Origin of the sequence: Nonomuraea sp. NPDC001636, assembly GCF_040298265.1 — a bacterium.
Classification (GTDB): Bacteria; Actinomycetota; Actinomycetes; order Streptosporangiales; family Streptosporangiaceae; genus Nonomuraea.
The window spans coordinates 86,230-106,598 of sequence record NZ_JBEOZT010000015.1 but is presented as its reverse complement, the minus strand read 5'-3'; the positions used below and the strand labels follow the sequence as shown (position 1 = coordinate 106,598).

Here is a 20,369-nt window from a genome sequence, read left to right as displayed (position 1 = left end):
GCATGGCTCAGGGACGAGGAAAGCGGAGCCGACGGGGGCCGGGGCTCCGGGGGTGGCACGCGGAAGGAAGTGGGCGACCAAGGGGGTCCGGCGAGTCGGCCAGGTCGCGGGGAGAGACGGGAAGGCGAACGAAGGGCGGGAGGTAAACGAAGGGGCCGGGTGGGGGTTCCGGAGGTTTTGTGGGGGTAGAGGAGGGGGCTTCGGGGGTGGTGGGAGGTGGGGGGAGGCTGTGGGCTCCGGTACCTTTGTGGGGCCTGTTTGGGCTGGTCGCCGTCGGGTGCGAGGGGTCCGGTCGGGTGAGGCGCGCGAGGGGCCGGCCAGGGCGACACGCCCGGGGCTCGTGTGACGCGGGGGCTGATCAGCGACTTCGGCTCCACGGTGTTGCTCAACTTGCGTTCATGGTCGCGCGCTTCTACGGTTGGACCACAACATCTAGTAGTTACACCGATGTCGGTTCACCACACCTTGTGTTTCCGTGACCGCACCATGGCGAGCCGTGGGGCGTGCGCGAGCGTACCGCGGCGAGGGTTTTACGCGTGTGGTGGGCCGGGCGGGTCGAGGAGGCGAAGCCGTGCACTGTCCGTTCTGTCGCCACCCTGACACCAGGGTCATCGACAGCCGGTCCACGGACGACGGCGCGGCCATCAGGCGCCGGCGCACCTGTCCCGAGTGCGGGCGCAGGTTCACCACGCAGGAGACCGTCCTGCTGATGGTGAGCAAGCGTAGCGGGGTGACGGAGCCGTTCTCGCGGGACAAGGTCGTCGCGGGCGTGCGGCGGGCCTGTCAGGGCAGGCCGGTCAGTGAGGACTCGCTGGCGCAGCTCGGGCAGCGGGTAGAGGAGGCCATCCGGGCCAAGGGCGCGGCCGAGCTGCCGTCGAACGAGGTGGGCCTGGCGATCCTCGGCCCGCTCCGGGAGCTCGACGAGGTGGCCTACCTGCGATTCGCATCGGTTTATCGCGGTTTCGAGAGCCTGGCGGACTTCGAGGCCGAGATCTCACAGTTGAAGGCGGAGAAGGGGGAGTCATGACGGACACGGCCAGCGGTTCAGTGGCGCGCGGGGGTAAGCGGCCGCGTAAGGGGCTGAGGATGAAGCGGATCTTCACGAAGCCCGGCGTGCACCCGTATGACGAGGTCCAGTGGGAGCGCCGTGACGTCGTGATGACGAACTGGCGCGACGGCTCGATCAACTTCGAGCAGCGGGGTGTCGAGTTCCCCGAGTTCTGGTCGGTGAACGCGGCCAACATCGTGACGACCAAGTACTTCCGCGGCGCCGTCGGCACGCCGCAGCGCGAGTGGAGCCTGAAGCAGCTCGTCGACCGGGTGGTCGGCGTCTACACCCGCACGGGCGTCGAGCACGGCTACTTCGCCAGCGACGAGGACGCCGAGATCTTCGACCACGAGCTCAAGCACGCGCTGGTCCACCAGGTCTTCGCGTTCAACTCGCCGGTCTGGTTCAACGTGGGCACCGCCTCGCCGCAGCAGGTCAGCGCCTGTTTCATCCTCTCCGTGGACGACCAGATGGAGTCGATCCTGGAGTGGTACAAGGAAGAGGGCGTGATCTTCAAGGGCGGTTCGGGGTCGGGCGTCAACCTGTCCCGCATCCGTTCGTCCAAGGAACTGCTCTCCAGCGGCGGCACGGCCAGCGGGCCGGTCAGCTTCATGCGCGGCGCGGACGCCTCCGCGGGCACGATCAAGTCGGGCGGCGCGACGCGCCGGGCGGCCAAGATGGTCGTGCTCGACGTCGACCACCCCGACATCGAGGAGTTCATCGAGACCAAGGCGCGCGAGGAGGACAAGGTCCGCGCCCTGCGTGACGCCGGTTTCGACATGGACCTGGGCGGCAAGGACATCGTCTCCGTCCAGTACCAGAACGCCAACAACTCGGTGCGCGTCTCCGACGAGTTCATGCGCGCGGTGGAGAAGGGCGACCAGTTCGGCCTGCGTGCCCGCCTGACCGGCGAGGTCATCGAGAAGGTCGACGCCAAGGACCTGTTCCGCAAGATGGCCAAGGCCGCCTGGGAGTGCGCCGACCCGGGCGTGCAGTACGACGACACGATCAACGACTGGCACACCACGCCGGAGACCGGCCGGATCACCGCCAGCAACCCGTGCTCGGAGTACGTGCACCTGGACAACTCCTCGTGCAACCTGGCCAGCATCAACCTGCTGAAGTTCCTGAAGGACGACAACACCTTCAACGTCGCCGACTTCGTCAAGCTGACCGAGCTGATCATCACCGCGATGGACATCTCGATCACCTTCGCCGACTTCCCGACCGAGAAGATCGGCGAGACCACGCGGGCCTACCGCCAGCTCGGCATCGGCTACGCCAACCTGGGCGCGCTGCTCATGGCCACGGGCCACGCCTACGACTCCGACGGCGGCCGCGCGGTGGCCGGGGCGATCACGTCGCTGATGACCGGTGTGTCCTACCGGCGCAGCGCCGAGCTGGCCGGGGTGGTGGGCGCGTACGACGGTTACGCCCGCAACGCCGAGCCGCACAAGCGGGTCATGCGCAAGCACGCCGCCGCCAACGACAACCTGCGCACGGTCGGCACCATGGACGCGAAGATCCACGCCGAGGCGTCGCGCCAGTGGTCGGAGTGCCTGAAGGTCGGCGAGAAGAACGGCTACCGCAACGCCCAGGCCAGCCTGCTCGCTCCCACCGGCACCATCGGCCTGATGATGGACTGCGACACCACCGGCATCGAGCCCGACCTCGCGCTGGTCAAGTTCAAGAAGCTGGTCGGCGGCGGCTCGATGCAGATCGTCAACCAGACGATCCCGCGGGCGCTCAAGCAGCTCGGCTACCAGCAGGAGCAGATCGAGGCCATCGTCGAGTACATCGGCGAGCACAGCCACGTCGTCGACGCCCCCGGCCTGCGCAAGGAGCACTACGAGGTGTTCGACTGCGCGATGGGCGAGCGGGCCATCGCGCCGATGGGCCACGTGCGGATGATGGCGGCGACCCAGCCGTTCCTGTCCGGCGCGATCTCCAAGACGGTCAACCTGCCGGAGTCGGCCACGATCGACGACATCGAGCAGGTCTACCTGGAGGGCTGGAAGCTCGGCCTGAAGGCGCTGGCCGTCTACCGCGACAACTGCAAGGTCGGCCAGCCGCTGTCGGCCGGCAACGGCGCCAAGAAGGACGAGCCGAAGGCCGTCGAGGCCGAGCCCGAGGTCAAGGTCATCGAGGTCAACCGGCCGACCCGGCGGCGCATGCCCAACCAGCGTCCCAGCATGACCACCCGCTTCACCGTGGGCGGCGCCAAGGGCTACATGACCGCTTCGTCCTACCCTGACGACGGGCTCGGCGAGGTCTTCCTCAAGATGTCCAAGCAGGGCTCGACGCTGGCGGGCGTCATGGACGCCTTCTCGGTGGCGATCTCCATCGGCCTCCAGTACGGGGTGCCGCTGGAGACGTACATGAGCAAGTTCGTGAACATGCGGTTCGAGCCGGCGGGCATGACGGACGACCCGGACATCCGCATGGCCACGTCGGTGATGGACTACATCTTCCGCCGCCTGGCCCTCGACCACCTGCCCTACGACGAGCGGGCGGCGCTCGGCATCTTCTCGGCGGCCGAGCGCGCCGCGCAGCAGCGCGGCGAGGACCCGGCGGCGCTGCCGGAGGCGGTCGACCGGGAGGCGCTGGCCCAGTCGGCGCCCATCGAGAAGCCCAAGGACGAGCCGAAGGAGGAGCCGGTCCGGGAGCTGACGCTGGAGAGCCACCAGCGTTTCACCGCCGACGCGCCGCTCTGCATGACCTGCGGCACCAAGATGCGGCCGGCCGGCAGCTGCTACGTGTGCGAGGGCTGCGGCTCGACCAGCGGCTGCAGCTGATCCACGCTGAACTGAGATGAGGGGGCCCGCGATCGGGCCCCCTCATCGGCATTCCGGGGGTCGGGTTCCGGCCAGGCGTCCCGGGGGTCGGGTTCCGGTCGGGCGTTCCGGGGTCAGGCTTCGGTCAGCAGGTCGCGCAGGACGTCGGGTTTGTCGGTGATGATGCCGTCCACCTGGTACGTCAGCAGGCGTTGCATGACGTCGGGGCTGTCGACCGTCCAGGCGAAGACCTTCATGCCGTGCTCGTGGGCCAGCTTGACGTACGAGGGGGTGAGCGCGGCGTACGGCGGGTTGACGTGGTCGGCGAACCCGGCCAGGCCGGGCAGCGCGGCGGCGCTCGGCGTGCCGAGCAGCCCGATCGGCACGCCGGGCAGCAGCCGGTGGAAGGCGCGCATCGAGTCCCAGTCGAAGGACTGGACCACCAGCCGCCCCGGCGCGAGCCAGGAGGGCTCGGCGCGCAGCGCGCGGACGATGCGGGCCTCGATGCCCGGGTAGAGCTTCGGCTCCTTGACCTCCAGCAGCATGCCGGCGCGGGACCCGGCGGTCGCGCGCAGCGCCTCCTGCAGGGTCGGCACCCGCTCGCCGGTGTACTCCCGGTCGAACCAGGAGCCCGCGTCCAGCCTGCGGATCTGCGCGAGCGTGAGGTCGCGCACCCGCCAGGGCGCAAGGCCGGGCAGGGCGCGTTCGGCGTCGGTGGTGCGGGCGAGGGTGGTGTCGTGCATCAGGACCAGCTCGTGGTCCTTGGTCTCCTGGACGTCCAGCTCGAACAGGTCGGCCCCCTGGCGGGCGGCGAGCTGGAAGGCCGCGACGGTGTTCTCCGGCGCGTACGCCGAAGCGCCCCGATGGGCGACGTTGACCACCGTGGTCACGGCGGCGGCGGTGGGCGGGGAGGCCAGGGGGAGGAGGGCGAGGGGCAGGAACAGGGCGAGTCGCCGCAACATGGATCTCCTCGGTGGGGGAGAGACCGACAACCCCGACCATGACCAGCAAGGATGACCGTGAGTTGAGGGCAGAGTAACGCAGCGATGCCCATCCGATGAGACTTCGACACGCGGACATGTGGGAGGGCGGGCCGTCCGCGGCGGCCCGCCCTCAGGTGTTGCCGGACCGGGTTACTTCAGGCCGGCGTCCAGCGCGGTGGTGAGGACGCCCGGATCGCCGGACATCTCCCAGATCATCGCGCCCAGCAGGCCCTTGCTCTTCAGCCAGGCCGTCTTCTTGCCGATCGACCAGGCGTCGTCGAACGTCCACCACTGCCCGTTGTTGCCGGTGTAGCAGTAGGTGGCGACGGCGACCTCGTCGTGGCGGACCGTGCAGCCGGGCACCATGGCGAGCAGGTTGCTGTAGCCGCGCGTGCCCGCCTCCTCCTGGAACTGGCCGGGAGCCGCGCCGTGCGCGTCCTGCCACTCGCCGGCCTTGCCGCCGTCGGTCACCTGCTGCCAGCCGCGGCCGTAGTAGGCCAGGCCGATGGTCAGCTTGCGCGGGTTGACGCCGGCCTGGAGGTAGACGTCCACGGCCTTCTCGACGCTGAAGTCCGGGTTGTACGGGCTGTCCGCGTCGAGGTACAGGTTGCCCTGGTGGCCGGTGCGGTTCGGCTCCCAGGAGTTGTCGCTGCCCGCGCCGTGGAAGTCGTAGCCCTGGATGTTGAAGATGTCCAGCGACTTGGCGACCTCGGGCAGGTCCCAGCCGGCGGCGATCTTGGCCGGGTCGGCCGGGGTGAACGCCGTGAGCTGGTACCGCTTGCCGGTCGTCGTCGTCAGCGCGTCGAGCTGGCGGCGGAACTCGGCGATCAGCAGCGTGTTGTTGGCCTTGTCGTTCTGGCCGATGTGGTTGCCCGCGTGCCCCTCGGCGCCCGGCCACTCCCAGTCGAGGTCGATGCCGTCGAAGATGCCCGCGGCCGTGCCCGGGCCGCCCTTGCCGTTGTAGTCGGGCAGGTTGCCCTTGATGTAGGTGTCGATGCAGGAGTAGACGAACTTCTTGCGGGAGGCGTCGGTCGCCGCCACGTCGGAGAAGTACTTGGAGTACGTCCAGCCGCCGAGCGAGATCAGCACCTTGAGGTTCGGGTACTTCGCCTTGAGCTTCTTGAGCTGGTTGAAGTTGCCCTGCAGCTTCTCCCAGCCGGTGTCGGCGACCCCGTCGACCGACTGGGCGGAGCTGAACGGCCTGCCGTAGTCGGCCTCGGCGTCACCGGCGCCGTCGCCCTGGTTCGGGTCCTGCGGGTCGGACGTGGTGCCCTTGGTGACGCCCTGCAGGCAGGTCAGGTTCTTGGGGTCGATGTTGGCGAAGGCGTAGTTGATGTGGGTCAGCTTCGCCGCGGCCCCGGTCGTGTCCAGGTTGCGGACGAAGTACTGGCGGCCGTAGATGCCCCACTGGACGAAGTAGCCGACGCGGGCGTACCCGGTCTCGACGATGTCCGACGTCGTCACCTTCACCGGGGTGGAGGCGGCCGAGAGGTTGTCGTACAGGTCGCGGGCCTTGACCGTGAAGGAGTACTCGGTCGAGGGGGACAGGCCGGAGACGACGGCCGTCGTGCCCGTGACGGTCGTGGCCAGGGTCGAGCCGGTGAAGACGTCGTAGTTGGCCACGCCGGTGTTGTCGGTGGAGGCCGTCCAGGTCAGCGTGACGCTGCTGGAGGTCTTGGCCGTGCTGCGCAGTCCCGACGGCACCGACGGCGCCTGCGAGTCGTCGGCCGGGTTGCGGGTGGTCACCTTCAGCGGCGCGGAGGCGGCCGACAGGGTGCCCTTGCGGTCCTTGGCCTTGACGGTGAACGTGTACTCGGTGTTCGGCGTCAGGCCGGAGACCGTGCCGGAGGTCTCGGTGACCGAGGCGGCCAGGGCGGAGCCGTTGTAGATCTCGTACCCGACGATGGGCAGGCTGCCCTGGGTGGCGGCGTCCCAGGCGAGTGAGACGGTCTTGGTGGTCTTGACCGGCGAGCGCAGGTTCCCGGGGGCGCCGGGCGGCGCGTCGGGGGTGCCGTCGCAGTTGACGTCGTTGATCCGGCAGCTCGTCGGCTCGGCGTTGGCCGTGCTCACGGTGAAGCTCGGGCTGTAGGGCTCGGTGGTCGCGCCCGCGTTCACGGTGGTGTTGTAGTGGACGGGGGTCAGGGTGACGGTCCGCCCGCTCTGGGTGAGTGAGCCGTTCTGGGCGTTGCTCGCGGTGACGCCCGCGGGCAGCTCGAACACGATCGACCAGCCGTTCAGCGCGGTGGTGCTGTTGTTGGCGACGATGAACTTGGCCGAGGTGCCGTTGACGTCGTACGTGGCGCTGACCGGCGGCTTGGCGGGCGGGTCACCGCCGGTGCCGTCGCAGTTGGCGCCGTTGATCAGGCAGCTCGTCGGCTGGACGGCCGAGCTCAGCGTCACCTTGGGGCTGTAGGGTTCGGTGTTCTTCCCCGCCTGCACGGTGTTGATGTAGAAAGCGGGGGTGAGCGTCACCTTGGTGCCGTTCTGGCGGATGGTGGCGTTCTGGGGGTTGCTCGCGGTGACCCCGGACGGCAGCTCGAAGACGATCGACCAGCCGCTGACGGCGGTCGTGCCCGGGTTGCTCACCAGGAAGGTGCCGGTGTTCCCGGAGAGGGAGAACGTGGCGATGAGGCGGCTCGCAGCCTGTGCGGGAAGGGTGCACATGCCGATGATCACGAGGACGGCGATCAGGGGGGTGACTAATCGGCGCACGTCAAGGACCTTTCTTTAAAGAAAGTTTCCTAACAATTACGCGGATCGTAAGCCCCTCCCACCCAACTTGCAAGAGCCTGTCTGATCTAGCCTGACAAGATGCGAGGGGTGCTGCCGGTCCTGCTGTCGGCGTGGTTCATGGCCCAGTTCGACTTCTTCGTGGTCAACGTGGCCGCGCCGGCCATCGAGCACGACCTGAGCGCCGGTCCGGCCGCCCTGGAGCTGATCGTGGCCGGGTACGCCTTCACGTACGCGGCCGGCATGATCACCGGCGGCCGGCTCGGCGACCGTTACGGCTACCGGCGGCTGTTCGTCCTCGGCGTGGCCGGGTTCACCGTCGCCTCGGTGTTGTGCGGCCTCGCGCCCGGCGCCGCCTGGCTGGTCGCCGCCCGGCTGCTCCAGGGCCTGGCCGGCGCCGTCATGGTGCCCCAGGTGCTGGCCATGATCTCGGCCGTCTACCCGCCGGAGCGCCGCGGCCGCGCCCTCGGCTGGTACGGCGCCGCCGGCGGCCTCGGCTCCATCGCCGGCCAGGTGCTCGGCGGCCTGCTGCTCACCGCCGACGTGTTCGGCCTCGGCTGGCGGGTGATCTTCCTGATCAACCTGCCGGTCGGTCTGGTCGTCGTGCCGCTGGCCCGGTGGCTGCTGCCGGAGGCCGACCCGCACAAGCCCGTCGCGTTCGACCTGCCGGGCGCGGCGGGGCTGGCCGCCGGGCTGGCGCTGCTGCTGGTGCCGCTCGGCCTCGGCAACAGCCTGGGCTGGCCCGCCTGGACGTGGGCCGCCATGGCGGCGAGCGCGCCGGTGTTCGCGCTGACCTGGTGGTGGCAGCGGACGCTGGCCGCCCGGGGCGGGCAGCCGGTGCTCGACCTCGGCCTGCTCAAGGTCCACTCCTACCTGGCGGGCGTCGGGGCGATCGTCGCGTTCATGGCGTACTTCGCCTCGTTCATGTTCACGCTGACGCTGCTGCTGCAGAGCGGGCTCGGGCTCACCGCGTTCCCGGCGGGCCTGGCCTTCGCGCCGATGGGCGTGCTGTTCACCGTGACCTCGCTGCTCGGCACCCGCCTGGTCAGCCGGTACGGGCTGGTCGTCGTCATGATCGGCGGCCTGGTCACCGCCCTGGGGCTGGCGCTGCTGGTGGCCGGGGCCGGGCGCGGGCTGCCGTACGTCATGGTCGCGCTCATGCTCGTGGGCTCGGGCAACGGCCTGGTCCTGCCGCGGCTCATCGGCGCGGCGCTGGTGGAGGTCGCGCCGCACCAGGCCGGCATCGGGTCGGGCGTGCTCAGCACGGCGCAGCAGTTCGCCGGCGCGGGCGGCGTCGCGGTGATCGGGGCGGTCTACTTCGCGGTCGCCGAAGGCGGCCACCACGCGCGTGCCATGCGCTGGTCGGCCGCCATCGACCTGGCGCTGATCCTGCTGGTGGTGGCGATGGTGGCCTACAACCGGCGGCGCGCGCTCAGGAAGGCGTCGGGAGCAGGGCCCCGTAGAGCCGTCTCGCCTGGATCCTGACTACCAGCCGGCGGTCGGCGACCATCCGGTGCAGGAACGCCAGCTCGCCCGCGGCGTCACCGAAGGACGGCTGCATGGCCAGCAGTTCCAGGCCCACCTCGTCACCCGGCCGGTCGCTCACGGGGGACAGCTCGGCCTCGCCCTCGGCGACGGCGTAGGAGCCGAAGTCGTCGCTGGCGACGTAGAGCGCGCAGCGGGGGTCCTGGTGCAGGCGGCGCACCGTCAGCCGGTCCGCGACGGTCGAGATCCGCACCACCCGCCGCGGCGGGTCCCAGGTGTAGACCACCGTGGACAACTGCGGACGGCCGCCGCCGCCGTTCGTGGCGAGCGCGCCGAAGCGCTGGCCGGCGAGCAGCGCCGACAGGTCCTCCTCGGGCAGCTCCAGCGGCTGTGCGCCCATCGAGCCCATCGCCCCCATTGCCTCCTGTGACATCCTTCGACCCCCGTCGTGATGCGAATATGTCAGCCTATCCCGAGTTGCCGGGAGAACGACTGGACGTCGGAGATCACCCAGTATTCGGAGAATCGTCCGTCCGTGGCACGCAGGAGGTCGTGGCCGGAGAAGGAGACGGGGGTGCCCGGCGGGGCGCCCGCGCCGGGCAGGCCGCCCCGGTAGGCGCCGCCGAACGTCCACCGGGCGGCGACCAGGTCGCCGTCGACGGCCGGGCCCACGTCGAGCGTGACCCGGACGTCGTCGAACGGTTCGCGGCCCTGCCGGATCGCCTCGATCAGCCCGTCGGGGCCGTGCACGTCCGCGCTTGGCCAGTGGCCGACGAACTCGGGGGTCACCAGGTCGTGCGCGAGGGGGAGGTCGCCGTTCCACAGTTCGAGCAGCCAGCGCTCGTACAGTCCGGTCAGCATGGCGGCACGACTACCCGCGCGGGAGGCCCCTAGCCGCAGTTGCCCCAGCTGGTACGGCCGCCGCCGGCGATGGACCCGTCGGTCCCCTGGATCGTGCCCCAGAACTTCACGCAGGCGCCCTTGGCCCAGTACTTGACCGGACCGGCGTACTGACCGAACTTGCCGGCGTCCATGCGCACGATCGGGTCCTGCTTCTCGTCCTTGCGCGGCTTGGGCATGACGGTGAGCCTGGCGCTCATCTGCGTCTTCGAGCCGATGAAGCTGGACTTGATGGTGACCACGCAGTTCTGGCCGGTGCCGCGGTTGTACAGGAGGTAGACCGTGCCGTAGCGCTTGCCCCCCTGGGTCTTGACGGGCTTCGCGCCGCCGGAGACGAGCCCGAAGCCCGATCCGCAGACGCCCTGCGGGGTGCTCGCGGCCGTGGCGTTCGCCGGGGTCGCGAGAACGCCGCTGAGACCGATCGCCGCCGTCAGAAGGATTGCCTTTGCGGGCATGCGCACCAGTACGTCCCTTTCGATTGGCCTTGACTGAAGATCTCGACAAGCATGCCCGAAATCTGGTTATCGGTCCAGGCTTTACGGGGGAAAGCGTGGCAACGGTAGGTTGCCGTCATGACTCTCGCCATCATCAACGGATATGTCGTGCCGGTTGACGGAGATCCCATCGAGGGCGGCACCGTCCTGGTCGGCGACGGGAAGATCCTCGCAGTGGGGCGGGACGTGACCATCCCCGACTCCGCCACCGTCGTGGACGCGGGCGGCGGCTGGGTGCTGCCCGGTTTCGTCGAGGCGCACGGCCACCTCGGCGTGTACGAGGAGGCCGAGGGCTGGGCGGGCAACGACACCAACGAGATGACCGACCCCAACGGGGCCCGGCTACGCGCCCTCGACGCCATCAACCCGGCCGACCAGGGCTTCGCCGACGCGCTGTCCGGCGGCGTCACCACCGTCGTAATCAAGCCGGGCTCCGGCAACCCGATCGGCGGACAGACGGTCGCGGTCAAGTGCTGGGGCAGGTCGGTGGACGAGATGCTGGTCAGAGAGCCGGTGAGCGTCAAGAGCGCCCTGGGGGAGAACCCCAAGCGCGTCTACGGCGACCAGAAGAAGCTGCCCTCCACCCGGCAGGGCGTGGCCGCGGTGATCCGCGACGCCCTCATGAAGGCCCAGGACTACAAGGCGAAGAAGGCCGCGGCCGAGCGCGAGGACAAGCCGTTCGACCGCGACGGCACGCTGGAGATCCTGGTCCGCGTGCTCGACGGCGAGCTGCCGTGGTGCCAGCACGCCCACCGCGCCGACGACATCGCCACCGCGCTGCGCCTGGCCGACGAGTTCGGCCACCGGCTGATCGTCAACCACGGCACCGAGGGCCACCTGCTGGCTGACACGCTGGCCGAGCGCAACGTGCCGGTCATCATCGGCCCGCTGTTCACCAGCCGGTCGAAGGTCGAGCTGCGGCAGCGCGCCCTGCGCAACCCGGGCATCCTCGCGCGGGCCGGGGTCGAGCTGGCCATCACCACCGACCACCCGGTGGTGCCCATCCACTTCCTCGTCCACCAGGCCACCCTGGCTGTCAAGGAAGGGCTCGACCGGGACACCGCGCTGCGCTCGATCACCGTCAACCCGGCCCGCATCATGGGCCTCGACGACCGGGTCGGCTCGCTGCGCCCCGGCCTCGACGGCGACGTGGTGATCTGGTCGGGCGACCCGCTCGACGTGATGAGCCGGGCGCTGAGGGTGTTCATCGCCGGGCGTGAGGTGTACTCCTACGTGGACGGGGAATCCGTCGTGGCCGATCCCTATTACCGCGAGTCACGGTGATGTAGGCGACTGTCAAGTGCGCGACGGCCGGGAACGCTCACAGTAGGTGCACTGAGTCGGAGAAAGGCGCCCCCCCATGACAGCTCCGCACCCCGCCAGGAGGCCCAGCAAGGCGCTCCTGATCGGACTGGTCGTCTCAGGCGTCCTCGCGCTGATCGTCCTCGGTCTCATGCTGCACAAAGGCGGCCCGGTCGGGTTCGGGCTGTCGGCGGTGCTCGGGCTCGCGCCGCTGCCGGTGCTGCTGGCCGCCGTGCTCTCGCTCGACCGGCTGGAGCCGGAGCCGAAGCTGCACCTCGCCTTCGCCTTCGCGTGGGGCGCGGGCCTGGCGATCGTGCTCGGCGTCGGGCTGACGCTGGCCGGACAGGCGCTGTTCCTGCGGGCCGGGTACGGCGCCCAGCTCGTCAACGACGTCGGCACCGTGTTCCTGGCCCCGGTGATCGAGGAGGCGTTGAAGGGGTCGGCGCTGCTGCTGCTCCTGCGCAGGAAGCAGGAGATCGACGGCCTGACCGACGGCATCGTCTACGCCTCCATGGCGGGGCTCGGCTTCGCCGCCGTGGAGAACATCGGCTACTACCTGATCGCGTTCGGCCAGGACGGCACCGGCGCCGCGGTCCGGCTGTTCGTGCTCAGAGGGCTGATCGACCCGCTCGGCCACCCCATCTACACCTCGATGATCGGGCTCGGCGTCGCCTACGCGCTCACCCGCCGCACGCCCGCGCGCTTCGCCGCGATCCCGCTCGGCTACCTGGGCGCGGTCGTCCTGCACGGGCTGTGGAACGGCGCCGCCTCCACCCAGTCGCTGGCCTGGCTGGGCACGGCGTACCTGGTGATCATGGTGGCGCTGGTCCTGCTCGTCGTGGTCACCGTCGTCGAACGCCGCCAGCTCGTCTCGAAGATGGGCGTCTACCTGCCCGGCTACGGCCCGACCGGCCTGGTCACGGTGGAGGACCTGAAGATGCTCAGCACGCTCAAGGCCCGCAAGGCGGCCCGCAGGTGGGCCAGGGGCGCCGGGCTCGGCCGCGCGATGAGCGACTACCAGCAGGCGGCGACCGAGCTGACCGTGCTGCATCTGCGGGCCGAACGGCAGGGCATGGACCCGGCCAGGTTCGCCATGGAACGCGACGCCCTGCTCACCTCGATGGCCCACGCCCGCCGCTGGTAGCCGGGACCGGGCTCAGGACCGGGCTCAGCGGCAGGCTCGGGCCGGGCTCAGGGCCGGGCTCAGGGGCGGGTGAGCACGGCGGCCAGGGCCGTCACCGCCGCCAGCACGATGCAGGCCGCCACCGCGACCGTCGCCCCCCGGTCCACGCCGAACGCGCCGACGACCGCGGCCACGCCGGCCGCGCCCAGGGAGGAGCCGACGTAGCGGGCGGTGTTGTTGGCGCCCGACCCCATGCTGACCCGGTGGGCCGGCACGCTCTCGATCGCCAGGTGGGTGATCGAGGAGTTGATCAGCCCGGACCCGGCGCCGCTCACCACCAGCCCGGCGATGACCAGCGGCAGGTCCAGCGAGCCGCCCACGCCCAGCAGCCCGGCGAACCCGAGCGCGGTCAGGCCGAGGCCGAGGGCCAGCCGGGCAGCGGTGCGCAGGCGTACCAGCCGGGACGCCAGCGACACCGCGAACGACGTACTCGACCAGAGGCAGAACAGCAGGCCGGTCTGCAGCGGCGTCAGCGCGTGCGCGGTCTGGAGCACGGTCGGCAGGTAGCTGAGCAGGCCCACCACCGCCGCCCCGACGACCAGCGCGCCGCCGGTGGCGACCAGGAACACCGGCCGTCCGAACAGCTCCAGGTCGAGCAGCGGCTCCGGACGCCGGCGCTCCACCGACACGAACGCCGCCACCAGCACCGCCGCCAGCGCGAACGCCCCGATCACCACCGGACGCCCCCACCCGGCGCGCCCCTCGGTGACCCCCGCGACCAGCGCGCCCACGCCCAGGCTGAGCAGCACCACGCCGGGCACGTCGAACCGGCGCGGCGCGGGGGAGCGCGACTCGGCCAGCAGCCGCGCCGAGGCCACCGCCAGGGCGAGCGCGGCGGCCGACAACACCCAGTAGACCGCCCGCCAGCTCACCGCCGTGGCCAGCACGCCGGAGGCCAGCGGGCCGACCGCGGTGCCCAGCCCGATCATGGCGCCGTACAGCCCGGTGGCCCGCACCCGCTCGGCGCCCGAGGGGAAGGCGTGGCCGACGATGCCCAGGCTGGCGGCCAGCATCGCCGCGCTCGCCCCGCCCTGCGCCAGCCTGGCCAGCACGAACACCGGCACCGACGTGCTCAGCGCGGCCGCCACCCCGGCGGCGGCCAGCACGGCCGACCCCCAGACCAGCACCCGCCTGCGCCCGTGGTCGTCGGCCAGCCCGCCGGAGACCAGCAGCAGCGCCGACAGCCCGAGCGAGATGCCGCCCAGCATCCACACCGGCCCCGTCGGCCCGGCGCCCAGGGACGCGGCCGTCTGCGGCAACGTCACCATCGGCACCGTGTAGTTCGTCAGCACCAGCAGGGGCGCCGAGGACGCCACGGCGAGCGTGCCCGGCCGTACCCGGGTCAGTTCGGTCACTGAACTCATGCGGCGCAACGTATCACGGTTCGGTGAATGAACTAACATGGGTCCCATGGCGCTCGGCAAGAACTACGAAGGCCAGGACTGCTCGCTGGCCAGGGCCCTGGAAGTGATCGGCGAACGGTGGACGCTCCTGGTCGTCCGCGACGCCATGTACGGCGTACGCCGCTACGGCGACTTCCTCGCCCACCTCGACATCCCGAGGGCGGTCCTGTCCCAGCGGCTTGGGGCGCTGGTCGAGGCCGGCGTGCTGGCCAGGAGCCGCTACCAGGACAACCCGCCCCGCGACGAGTACGTCCTGACCGCCACGGGCCGCGAGTTGTGGGTCCCCATGCTGGCCCTGGCCCAGTGGGGCGAGCGAAACCTCGGCGGCGACGGCCCGCGCCGCCTGTTCCACCACGCCACCTGCGGCGCCCGGCTCGACCCGGTGTCCCGGTGCCCGTCGTGCGGCACGGCCGTCGGGCTGGAGGAGATCGAGGTGCGCCCCGGCCCCGGCCTGACGGACAACCGCGATGATCCGGTCAGCGTGCTGCTCAGGGCACCCCACAGGATGCTTGCTCCGATCTCCTGACAAAATCGGGCGGTACCCCTCGAAAGGAGATCAGATGAGCTGGGCGGAGATCGGATCCGAGGAGGAGCTGCGGGAACTGCTGGGCGAGGTGATGCCGAGGGCCGTGACCAAGGAGCGGGTCCGGCTGCACGCGCGTGATCGCGACTGGCTGGCGGCCTCCCCGTTCTGCCTGATCGCCACGTCCGACGCCGAGGGCAACTGCGACGTCTCGCCCAAGGGCGACCCGGCCGGGTTCGTCCACGTCATCGACGACACCACGATCGCCATTCCCGACCGTCCGGGCAACCGCCGGGCCGACGGGTTCCTCAACGTGCTGCAGAACCCGCACGTGGGCCTGATCTTCCTGATCCCCGGCCGCAACGAGACCCTGCGCGTGAACGGCCGCGCCCGGCTCGTGCGCGAGGCGCCGTTCTTCGACGAGATGATCGTCAAGGGTCACCGGCCGCGGCTGGCCCTGGTGGTGGAGATCGAGCAGATCTTCTTCCACTGCGCCAAGGCGTTCATGCGCTCGCAGCTCTGGGCGCCCGACTCCTGGAACCCGTCCGTCCTGCCCTCGCACGCCACTCTGATCAAGGAGGTGCAGGTGGTCGAGGAGAGCCTGGAGCAGCTGGAGTCGTACTACGGCGCGGCCTACGCCAAGAGGCTCTACGGCTGAAGACCGGACGGCCGGCGGGGGGAGCCGGTCGTGTCGGGCCTCAGCGGTGCGGTGAATCCGTGCGGGTCCGTGCGGGTCCGTGCGGTTCAGGCGGCCGGCGTCGGTCCGCCGGGGAAGCGGATCACGTTCCGGCCGCTGTAGGCCCGCAGGTCGACCACCTTGGGGTCGGTGGCCTCGGTCCTTCTGCGGCGGACGGCCGCCCGGATGTCGCGGATCTTGTGCCTGGCGATATGCGGCGGCACCACCGCAAGCCTCTTCATGTGAGCCCCCCGTGATGTTTCTGTTACCTCTGTTATCTACCGATACAGCCGTAAGTTCGCTGTAAAGGGTAGCTAATAGGGCAACTTTCGCCCTGACGGGGTGCGCAGATCCGGTTCGGCCGCCGGATGCGGGCGCCTGATGGCCGTCGATCTCGGGACTCTGACACGTTTCACGGTCTTCCCCCTTCCGGGCCGCCGCCGGCTGACGGCGGCTCGGCGGGTGCCGCCACCCGCCTTGCGCGCCAACCTAACCGGGGCTCCCGGGGCCGCTCAACGCATTTCCACGGCCTCGCGTACGGATGCGCCCGCGTCACGTCCCCGGGACCAGGCGGGCGGTCACGCCGATCCGGTTCCAGGCGTTGATCATCGCGATGGCGACGACGAGGGCGGCGAGCTGCTTGTCGTCATAGTGCTCGGCCGCCTGCTGCCACACCTCGTCCGGCACGGCCTCGCCGCGGTCGGCCAGGCGGGTCGCCTCCTCGGTCAGCGCCAGCGCCGCCCGCTCGGCCGGGGTGAAGACCGTGGCCTCCCGCCAGGCGGCGACCGACCACAGCCGCTCGTCGCTCTCCCCGGCCTTCTTCATGTCCCCGCTGTGCATGTGCACGCAGTAGCCGCAGCCGTTGATCTGGCTGGCCCGCAGCTTGACCAGCTCGATCGTGGCCGCGGGCAGGTCGCTGCCGTGCATGTACGCCTCCACCGCCAGGAACCCCCGGTACGCCTCCGGGGCGAGTTCGGCGATGTCGATGCGCTGGGTCATGGTGTCCTCCCTGTGTCGTCACTTCCATGACACAGGACGAGGCGGCCCGGCGCGATGTGACAGCTCCGGGCCGGGAGGAGGGGATTCGTCTCAGCCCCGGCAGTTGCCCCACGAGCCGCGGCCGCCCCACGCCTCGACCCGGTTGTCCGGGGTGCGCGTCCAGCCCGCGTACTTCACGCACTTCCAGCTACCGTCGATGTGGCCGGTCTCGGCGTAGAAGCGGTAACGCTGCACGTCCTCGCTGCGGCCGCCGCCGCGGACCTCGATGGAGGCGCCGGTGACCGTACGGGTGCCGCGGAAGGCGGTCTTGATCGCCGCCACGCAGTTCTTCCCGGCGCTCTTGTTGTACATGAGGTAGACGTGCCCGAACACCTTCCCGTCGCGCGTCCTCATCGCGCGGTGGCCGTCCTGCACCCGGTGGTAGCCCGCGCCGCAGACGCGCTCGGGCGTCTCGGGGGCAGTGGCCGCGGAGGCGGCGGAGGGGGTGGCGGCGATACCGGCGGCGACCAGCCCGGCCGCGATGACCGTTCGCGTCAGCACGATTTTCCCTTCGGCGGGGACATTAAGGACGTCGTCGATCTTTACCGAGACTTGACCGCAATTCAAGGGGGTTGGTGAAATGCCGCTCATCGCGGTGTCCGCCGTCTGGGCGGTGTTCTGGGGCTCCTGGGCGGCGCTGCTGCCGGCTGTGAAGCAGGAGCTCGGCGTCTCGGCGGCGCAGCTCGGCACGGCGCTGGGCGCGGTGCCCGTCGGGGCCCTGCCCGCGATGGCGCTGACCGGCCGGCTGGCCCGCGGGCGCGAGCGCCTTGCCCTCATGGCGGCGACCGTCCTGTTCGGGCTGGCCGTGGCGGGCCTGGCCGCGGTCACCGCGTACTGGCCGCTCGTGGCCGGGCTGCTGCTGCTCGGCGCGGCCAGCGGCGCGCTCGACGTGACGCTCAACCTGGCCACGGGACGCGTCGAGCGCGAGCGCGGCCGGCGGCTCTTCCAGGCGGTGCACGCGGCCTTCCCGCTCGCGGTCATCGTGGCCGCCCCGCTCACCGGCCTGGCCCGCTCGCTCGGCATGGACGTCCGGACCGTGCTGCTGGTGGTCGCGGCGCTGGTGGCGGCGACGTCACTGTCCCTGCCCGCCCTGCCCGTGGGCCGCGGCCGGGCCGCCCCCACCGGCGACCACCGCGCGTGGCGCCAGTTGTGGGGCGTCGCGCTGCTGCTCGGGACGCTGGCCGGATGCGTGCTGGTGATCGAGAACGCGGTCGAGCAGTGGTCGGTGCTCCTGCTGGAGGAGCACCGGGCCGCCACGCCCCTCACGGCGAGCCTGGCCCCCTCGGTCTACATGGCCGCGCTCACGGCCGGCCGGCTCGCCGCGCAGACCCTGCCTCCGGTGCCCCTGCGCGCGCTGTACCTGGTCGCCGGGGTGGGCGGCGCGGCCGGGATCGGCCTGGCCGGGCTCGGTGACGGCGTGCCGCTGTCGATGGCGGGCTTCGCCCTGACCGGGCTGGCGCTCGGGCCGCTGGTGCCCGCGCTGCTCAGCCGCTCGGCCGCCGACGACCCGACCGGGACGCTGGTGTGGGGCGTCTCGATGGTCTCCTACGCCGGGTTCGTCGTCAGCCCGCTGCTGGTGGCGGGGCTGACCGGGCCGTTCGGGCTGCCCGTCGCGCTCGCCGCGCTCGGCCTGCTGGGGCTGCCGCTGCTCGTACGGTTCGTCATGATCGAGGGTGACTCGGCGTGAATATGGCGTTTTGTTGGGGAAAGCGCACCACGGTTCGGGGTATTGCCCCAGGTGATTCGGACGTGAAGAGGGGATCACCATGGCCGTCTGCGACAACTGCGGCAACGACTACGACATGGCCTTCGAGGTGCACGCGCAGGGAGCCGTGCACACCTTCGACTGCTTCCAGTGCGCGATCGAGGCCATGGCGCCGATCTGCGAGCACTGCGGCACCAAGGTCATCGGGCACGGCGTCCAGTCGGGCGAGCACTGGTACTGCTGCGCCCACTGCGCCCGCGAGGAGGGCAACAAGGGCATCGTCGACCGGGTGATGGCGAGCTCGTCCGCCTGACCGGACGGCGTCAGGCCGGCCCCAGCAGCGACCGCATGCGGCTCAGGGCGCGGTCGAGCGCGTCCTGAGGCACCGGCGCGGCCAGGCCGAGGGTGATGGCGCCGTTCTTCGCCTCCCACACGCCGGCCACCCGCCCCTCGTGCACCACGACGGGCGAGATCCAGCCCGCCTGGCGGCTGACCTTGGGCTTGAGCGGCGGCGGGACGAGCGGGGCGAGCGTCCGCGGCGCCCCCAGGATGAACTGGTCGAAGCCCGGCAGCAGGTGGACCTCCTGCGAAGGCCGGGTGGCGGCCAGGTCGTCGGCGTGCTCGGCCAGTGCGTACAGGGTCGTGCCGTCGTCGGCCCTGACCTCCACCAGCTCCGGGGCCAGCCCCTTGACCCACGCCTTGAGCACCGCCTTCCTGGCCACCCCGCCGAACAGCCACGTGTCGAACATCTCCGGCGTGGCCGGCCCGTGGGCCCCCAGGAACGCCCGCAGCACCCGCACACCCGCCTCCTCCTGGTCGGGCAGCGCCCCCGGCCAGCCCGGCAGCCACGACCGCGGCGCGGTGAAGGTCACCTTGCCCTCGCGGGGCGGCCCGTAGCACAGCTCACCCAGACGGCTCAGCGGCTTGAGCAGCGCCCCCCAGCCGGACGTCAGCGCCTCGCGGAGATGGGCGTCGCCGGTCAGCGCCAGGATCGCGTCGACCAGCTCCTCGCGGGTCAGCGGCGCTCCCTTCAGCGCCTCGGGGACGGCCTCGATGACGGCCTCGATCTCCGCGGCCGTCACGCCGTGCCCGCGCTGCCAGGAGCCCTTCTCCCAGAAGCGCAGCGTGCTCAGCGCCGCGCACAGGCCGGCCAGCTCGTCGGCGGGCACCAGGTGGAGGGTGCCGCGCATGAGCCAGGTCTTGACCAGGGCCCGATCGCTCCACAGGGCCCGGTCGATCTCACCTGGGTCGGGCCGGGCGCTCCTGACCGCCACCGCGAGCTGGGCCGAGGAGGCGACCTGCGCCTGCACCCCGCACAGCCGGCGGGCCACCGACACCGCGTCCGGCCCGTCGGTCGCCGCCACGAACTGCCTGCGCAGCCGCCAGGCGAGGATCTGCGGCCAGGTGAGCTCCATCGTCATGCGTCACTTCTACCGCCTCCCACCGACATTCCGTACATTGGGCGAAAAATGGGGATATGAGAGGATCAAGCATGCCTCTCGACGGTCATCTTCTCGCGCTCTTCGCGGTTATCACCATCGTGGCGATGATCACCCCCGGCCCCGACATGCTGTTCGTGCTGGGCTGCGGGATGCGGGGCGGCCCCCGGGCCGGGCTGCTGGCCACGGCCGGGGTGGCGACCAGCGAGGCGATCCACGTCGCCGTGGCCGCCGCGGGGCTGGCCGCGCTCTTCGCGGCCGTGCCGGTCGCCTTCACCGTCGTACGGATCGCCGGCGCCGCGTACCTGATCCACCTGGGCGTGCGGATGTTGCGGGACCGCAAGGGCGGGGTGAGCGACATGCCCGAGCCGGGCACCGGGATGTCCGGCCGCCGCGCCTACCTGAGCGGCCTGCTGACGAACCTGCTCAACCCCAAGATGGTCACCTTCACCGTCGCCTTCCTCCCGCAGTTCGTCGATCCGGGGCTCGGGCGGATGTGGCTGCAGTTCGCCGTGCTCGGCGCCGTCCTGATTGCCTTCGAGTTCGTCGTGGACGGCGCGGTGGGCGTGCTGGCCGGGCGCATCGGCGGTTGGCTGCGCCGCAGCGCCGTCGCCCGCCGCCGGGTGAACACGGCGACGGGCGGCATCTTCGTCGGGCTCGGCGTGAAGCTCGCCGTGGAGCGTTGA

20 protein-coding genes are annotated in these 20,369 nt (G+C 71.1%); 10 read left to right on the top strand and 10 right to left on the bottom strand.

The window, feature by feature from the left end; all coding sequences use genetic code 11:
• Positions 1-571: 571 nt before the first annotated feature.
• Both nrdR and ABT158_RS26685 read left to right on the top strand, forming a co-directional pair.
• Positions 572-1,027, top strand: a complete 456-nt coding sequence (gene nrdR / locus ABT158_RS26690) for a transcriptional regulator NrdR (RefSeq protein WP_103955744.1) — start codon at positions 572-574, stop codon at positions 1,025-1,027.
• Positions 1,024-3,843: a vitamin B12-dependent ribonucleotide reductase gene (locus ABT158_RS26685; RefSeq protein WP_352325989.1), complete on the top strand. Its 2,820-nt coding sequence runs from the start codon at positions 1,024-1,026 to the stop codon at positions 3,841-3,843. The genes nrdR and ABT158_RS26685 overlap by 4 nt, the downstream gene beginning before the upstream one ends.
• A gap of 113 nt (positions 3,844-3,956) precedes the next feature.
• Here the strand turns inward: ABT158_RS26685 and ABT158_RS26680 are convergent, their stop codons facing one another.
• Both ABT158_RS26680 and ABT158_RS26675 read right to left on the bottom strand, forming a co-directional pair.
• Positions 3,957-4,784 (bottom strand): glycerophosphodiester phosphodiesterase, encoded by an 828-nt coding sequence (locus tag ABT158_RS26680; protein WP_352357801.1) that lies wholly within the window; start codon positions 4,782-4,784, stop codon positions 3,957-3,959.
• Between the two features lie 171 nt (positions 4,785-4,955).
• On the bottom strand, positions 4,956-7,517 hold the full coding sequence (locus ABT158_RS26675; RefSeq protein WP_352357799.1) for a glycosyl hydrolase family 18 protein: 2,562 nt from the start codon (positions 7,515-7,517) through the stop codon (positions 4,956-4,958).
• A gap of 99 nt (positions 7,518-7,616) precedes the next feature.
• Between ABT158_RS26675 and ABT158_RS26670 the strand changes: the two genes are divergently transcribed.
• On the top strand, positions 7,617-9,020 hold the full coding sequence (locus ABT158_RS26670) for an MFS transporter (protein ID WP_352357797.1): 1,404 nt from the start codon (positions 7,617-7,619) through the stop codon (positions 9,018-9,020).
• Here ABT158_RS26670 and ABT158_RS26665 read toward each other — a convergent pair.
• The 3 genes from ABT158_RS26665 to ABT158_RS26655 are packed head-to-tail and all read right to left on the bottom strand — an operon-like array spanning position 8,968 to position 10,375.
• Positions 8,968-9,453, bottom strand: coding sequence for a pyridoxamine 5'-phosphate oxidase family protein (locus ABT158_RS26665; RefSeq protein WP_352357795.1), 486 nt, complete (start codon positions 9,451-9,453; stop codon positions 8,968-8,970). The genes ABT158_RS26670 and ABT158_RS26665 overlap by 53 nt on opposite strands.
• A 29-nt stretch (positions 9,454-9,482) precedes the next feature.
• The gene (locus ABT158_RS26660; RefSeq protein ID WP_352357793.1) at positions 9,483-9,881 is read right to left on the bottom strand and encodes an ester cyclase; all 399 of its coding nucleotides are present in this window, start codon (positions 9,879-9,881) and stop codon (positions 9,483-9,485) included.
• A gap of 29 nt (positions 9,882-9,910) precedes the next feature.
• Positions 9,911-10,375 (bottom strand): hypothetical protein, encoded by a 465-nt coding sequence (locus ABT158_RS26655; RefSeq protein WP_352357791.1) that lies wholly within the window; start codon positions 10,373-10,375, stop codon positions 9,911-9,913.
• A 117-nt stretch (positions 10,376-10,492) separates the two neighbouring features.
• On the opposite strand from ABT158_RS26655, the gene ABT158_RS26650 reads away from it, so the two are divergent.
• Complete coding sequence (locus tag ABT158_RS26650; RefSeq protein WP_352357789.1) at positions 10,493-11,698, top strand: amidohydrolase; 1,206 nt, start codon at positions 10,493-10,495, stop codon at positions 11,696-11,698.
• A gap of 76 nt (positions 11,699-11,774) precedes the next feature.
• Positions 11,775-12,860 carry a PrsW family intramembrane metalloprotease gene (locus tag ABT158_RS26645; protein ID WP_352357787.1) on the top strand — a complete coding sequence of 362 codons (1,086 nt, stop codon included), beginning with the start codon at positions 11,775-11,777 and terminating at the stop codon, positions 12,858-12,860.
• Between the two features lie 59 nt (positions 12,861-12,919).
• Here the strand turns inward: ABT158_RS26645 and ABT158_RS26640 are convergent, their stop codons facing one another.
• A complete protein-coding gene (locus ABT158_RS26640; RefSeq protein WP_352357785.1) occupies positions 12,920-14,263 on the bottom strand; it encodes an MFS transporter in 1,344 nt (447 codons plus the stop codon).
• A gap of 46 nt (positions 14,264-14,309) precedes the next feature.
• Between ABT158_RS26640 and ABT158_RS26635 the strand changes: the two genes are divergently transcribed.
• Both ABT158_RS26635 and ABT158_RS26630 read left to right on the top strand, forming a co-directional pair.
• The gene (locus tag ABT158_RS26635; protein ID WP_352357783.1) at positions 14,310-14,828 is read left to right on the top strand and encodes a winged helix-turn-helix transcriptional regulator; all 519 of its coding nucleotides are present in this window, start codon (positions 14,310-14,312) and stop codon (positions 14,826-14,828) included.
• 34 nt (positions 14,829-14,862) lie between these two features.
• On the top strand, positions 14,863-15,483 hold the full coding sequence (locus ABT158_RS26630) for a pyridoxamine 5'-phosphate oxidase family protein (RefSeq protein WP_352357781.1): 621 nt from the start codon (positions 14,863-14,865) through the stop codon (positions 15,481-15,483).
• An 86-nt stretch (positions 15,484-15,569) separates the two neighbouring features.
• On the opposite strand, the gene ABT158_RS26625 is transcribed toward ABT158_RS26630, so the two are convergent.
• The 3 genes from ABT158_RS26625 to ABT158_RS26615 form a co-directional block, all read right to left on the bottom strand.
• Entirely contained in the window at positions 15,570-15,743 is a 174-nt protein-coding gene (locus ABT158_RS26625) for a hypothetical protein (protein WP_352357779.1), read from the bottom strand.
• A gap of 310 nt (positions 15,744-16,053) precedes the next feature.
• A complete protein-coding gene (locus ABT158_RS26620; protein WP_352357777.1) occupies positions 16,054-16,500 on the bottom strand; it encodes a carboxymuconolactone decarboxylase family protein in 447 nt (148 codons plus the stop codon).
• Between the two features lie 90 nt (positions 16,501-16,590).
• Positions 16,591-17,040 (bottom strand): hypothetical protein, encoded by a 450-nt coding sequence (locus tag ABT158_RS26615; protein WP_352357775.1) that lies wholly within the window; start codon positions 17,038-17,040, stop codon positions 16,591-16,593.
• A 79-nt stretch (positions 17,041-17,119) separates the two neighbouring features.
• Here ABT158_RS26615 and ABT158_RS26610 point away from each other — a divergent pair, with 79 nt between their 5' ends.
• Together ABT158_RS26610 and ABT158_RS26605 are read left to right on the top strand one after the other, a co-directional pair.
• Positions 17,120-18,226, top strand: coding sequence for an MFS transporter (locus ABT158_RS26610; RefSeq protein ID WP_352357773.1), 1,107 nt, complete (start codon positions 17,120-17,122; stop codon positions 18,224-18,226).
• 79 nt (positions 18,227-18,305) lie between these two features.
• A complete protein-coding gene (locus ABT158_RS26605) occupies positions 18,306-18,557 on the top strand; it encodes a metallothionein (RefSeq protein WP_352326656.1) in 252 nt (83 codons plus the stop codon).
• A gap of 10 nt (positions 18,558-18,567) precedes the next feature.
• Here the strand turns inward: ABT158_RS26605 and ABT158_RS26600 are convergent, their stop codons facing one another.
• Entirely contained in the window at positions 18,568-19,665 is a 1,098-nt protein-coding gene (locus ABT158_RS26600) for a winged helix DNA-binding domain-containing protein (RefSeq protein WP_352357771.1), read from the bottom strand.
• Positions 19,666-19,736: 71 nt separating this feature from the next.
• Here ABT158_RS26600 and ABT158_RS26595 point away from each other — a divergent pair, with 71 nt between their 5' ends.
• Positions 19,737-20,369, top strand: a complete 633-nt coding sequence (locus tag ABT158_RS26595; RefSeq protein WP_352357769.1) for a LysE family translocator — start codon at positions 19,737-19,739, stop codon at positions 20,367-20,369.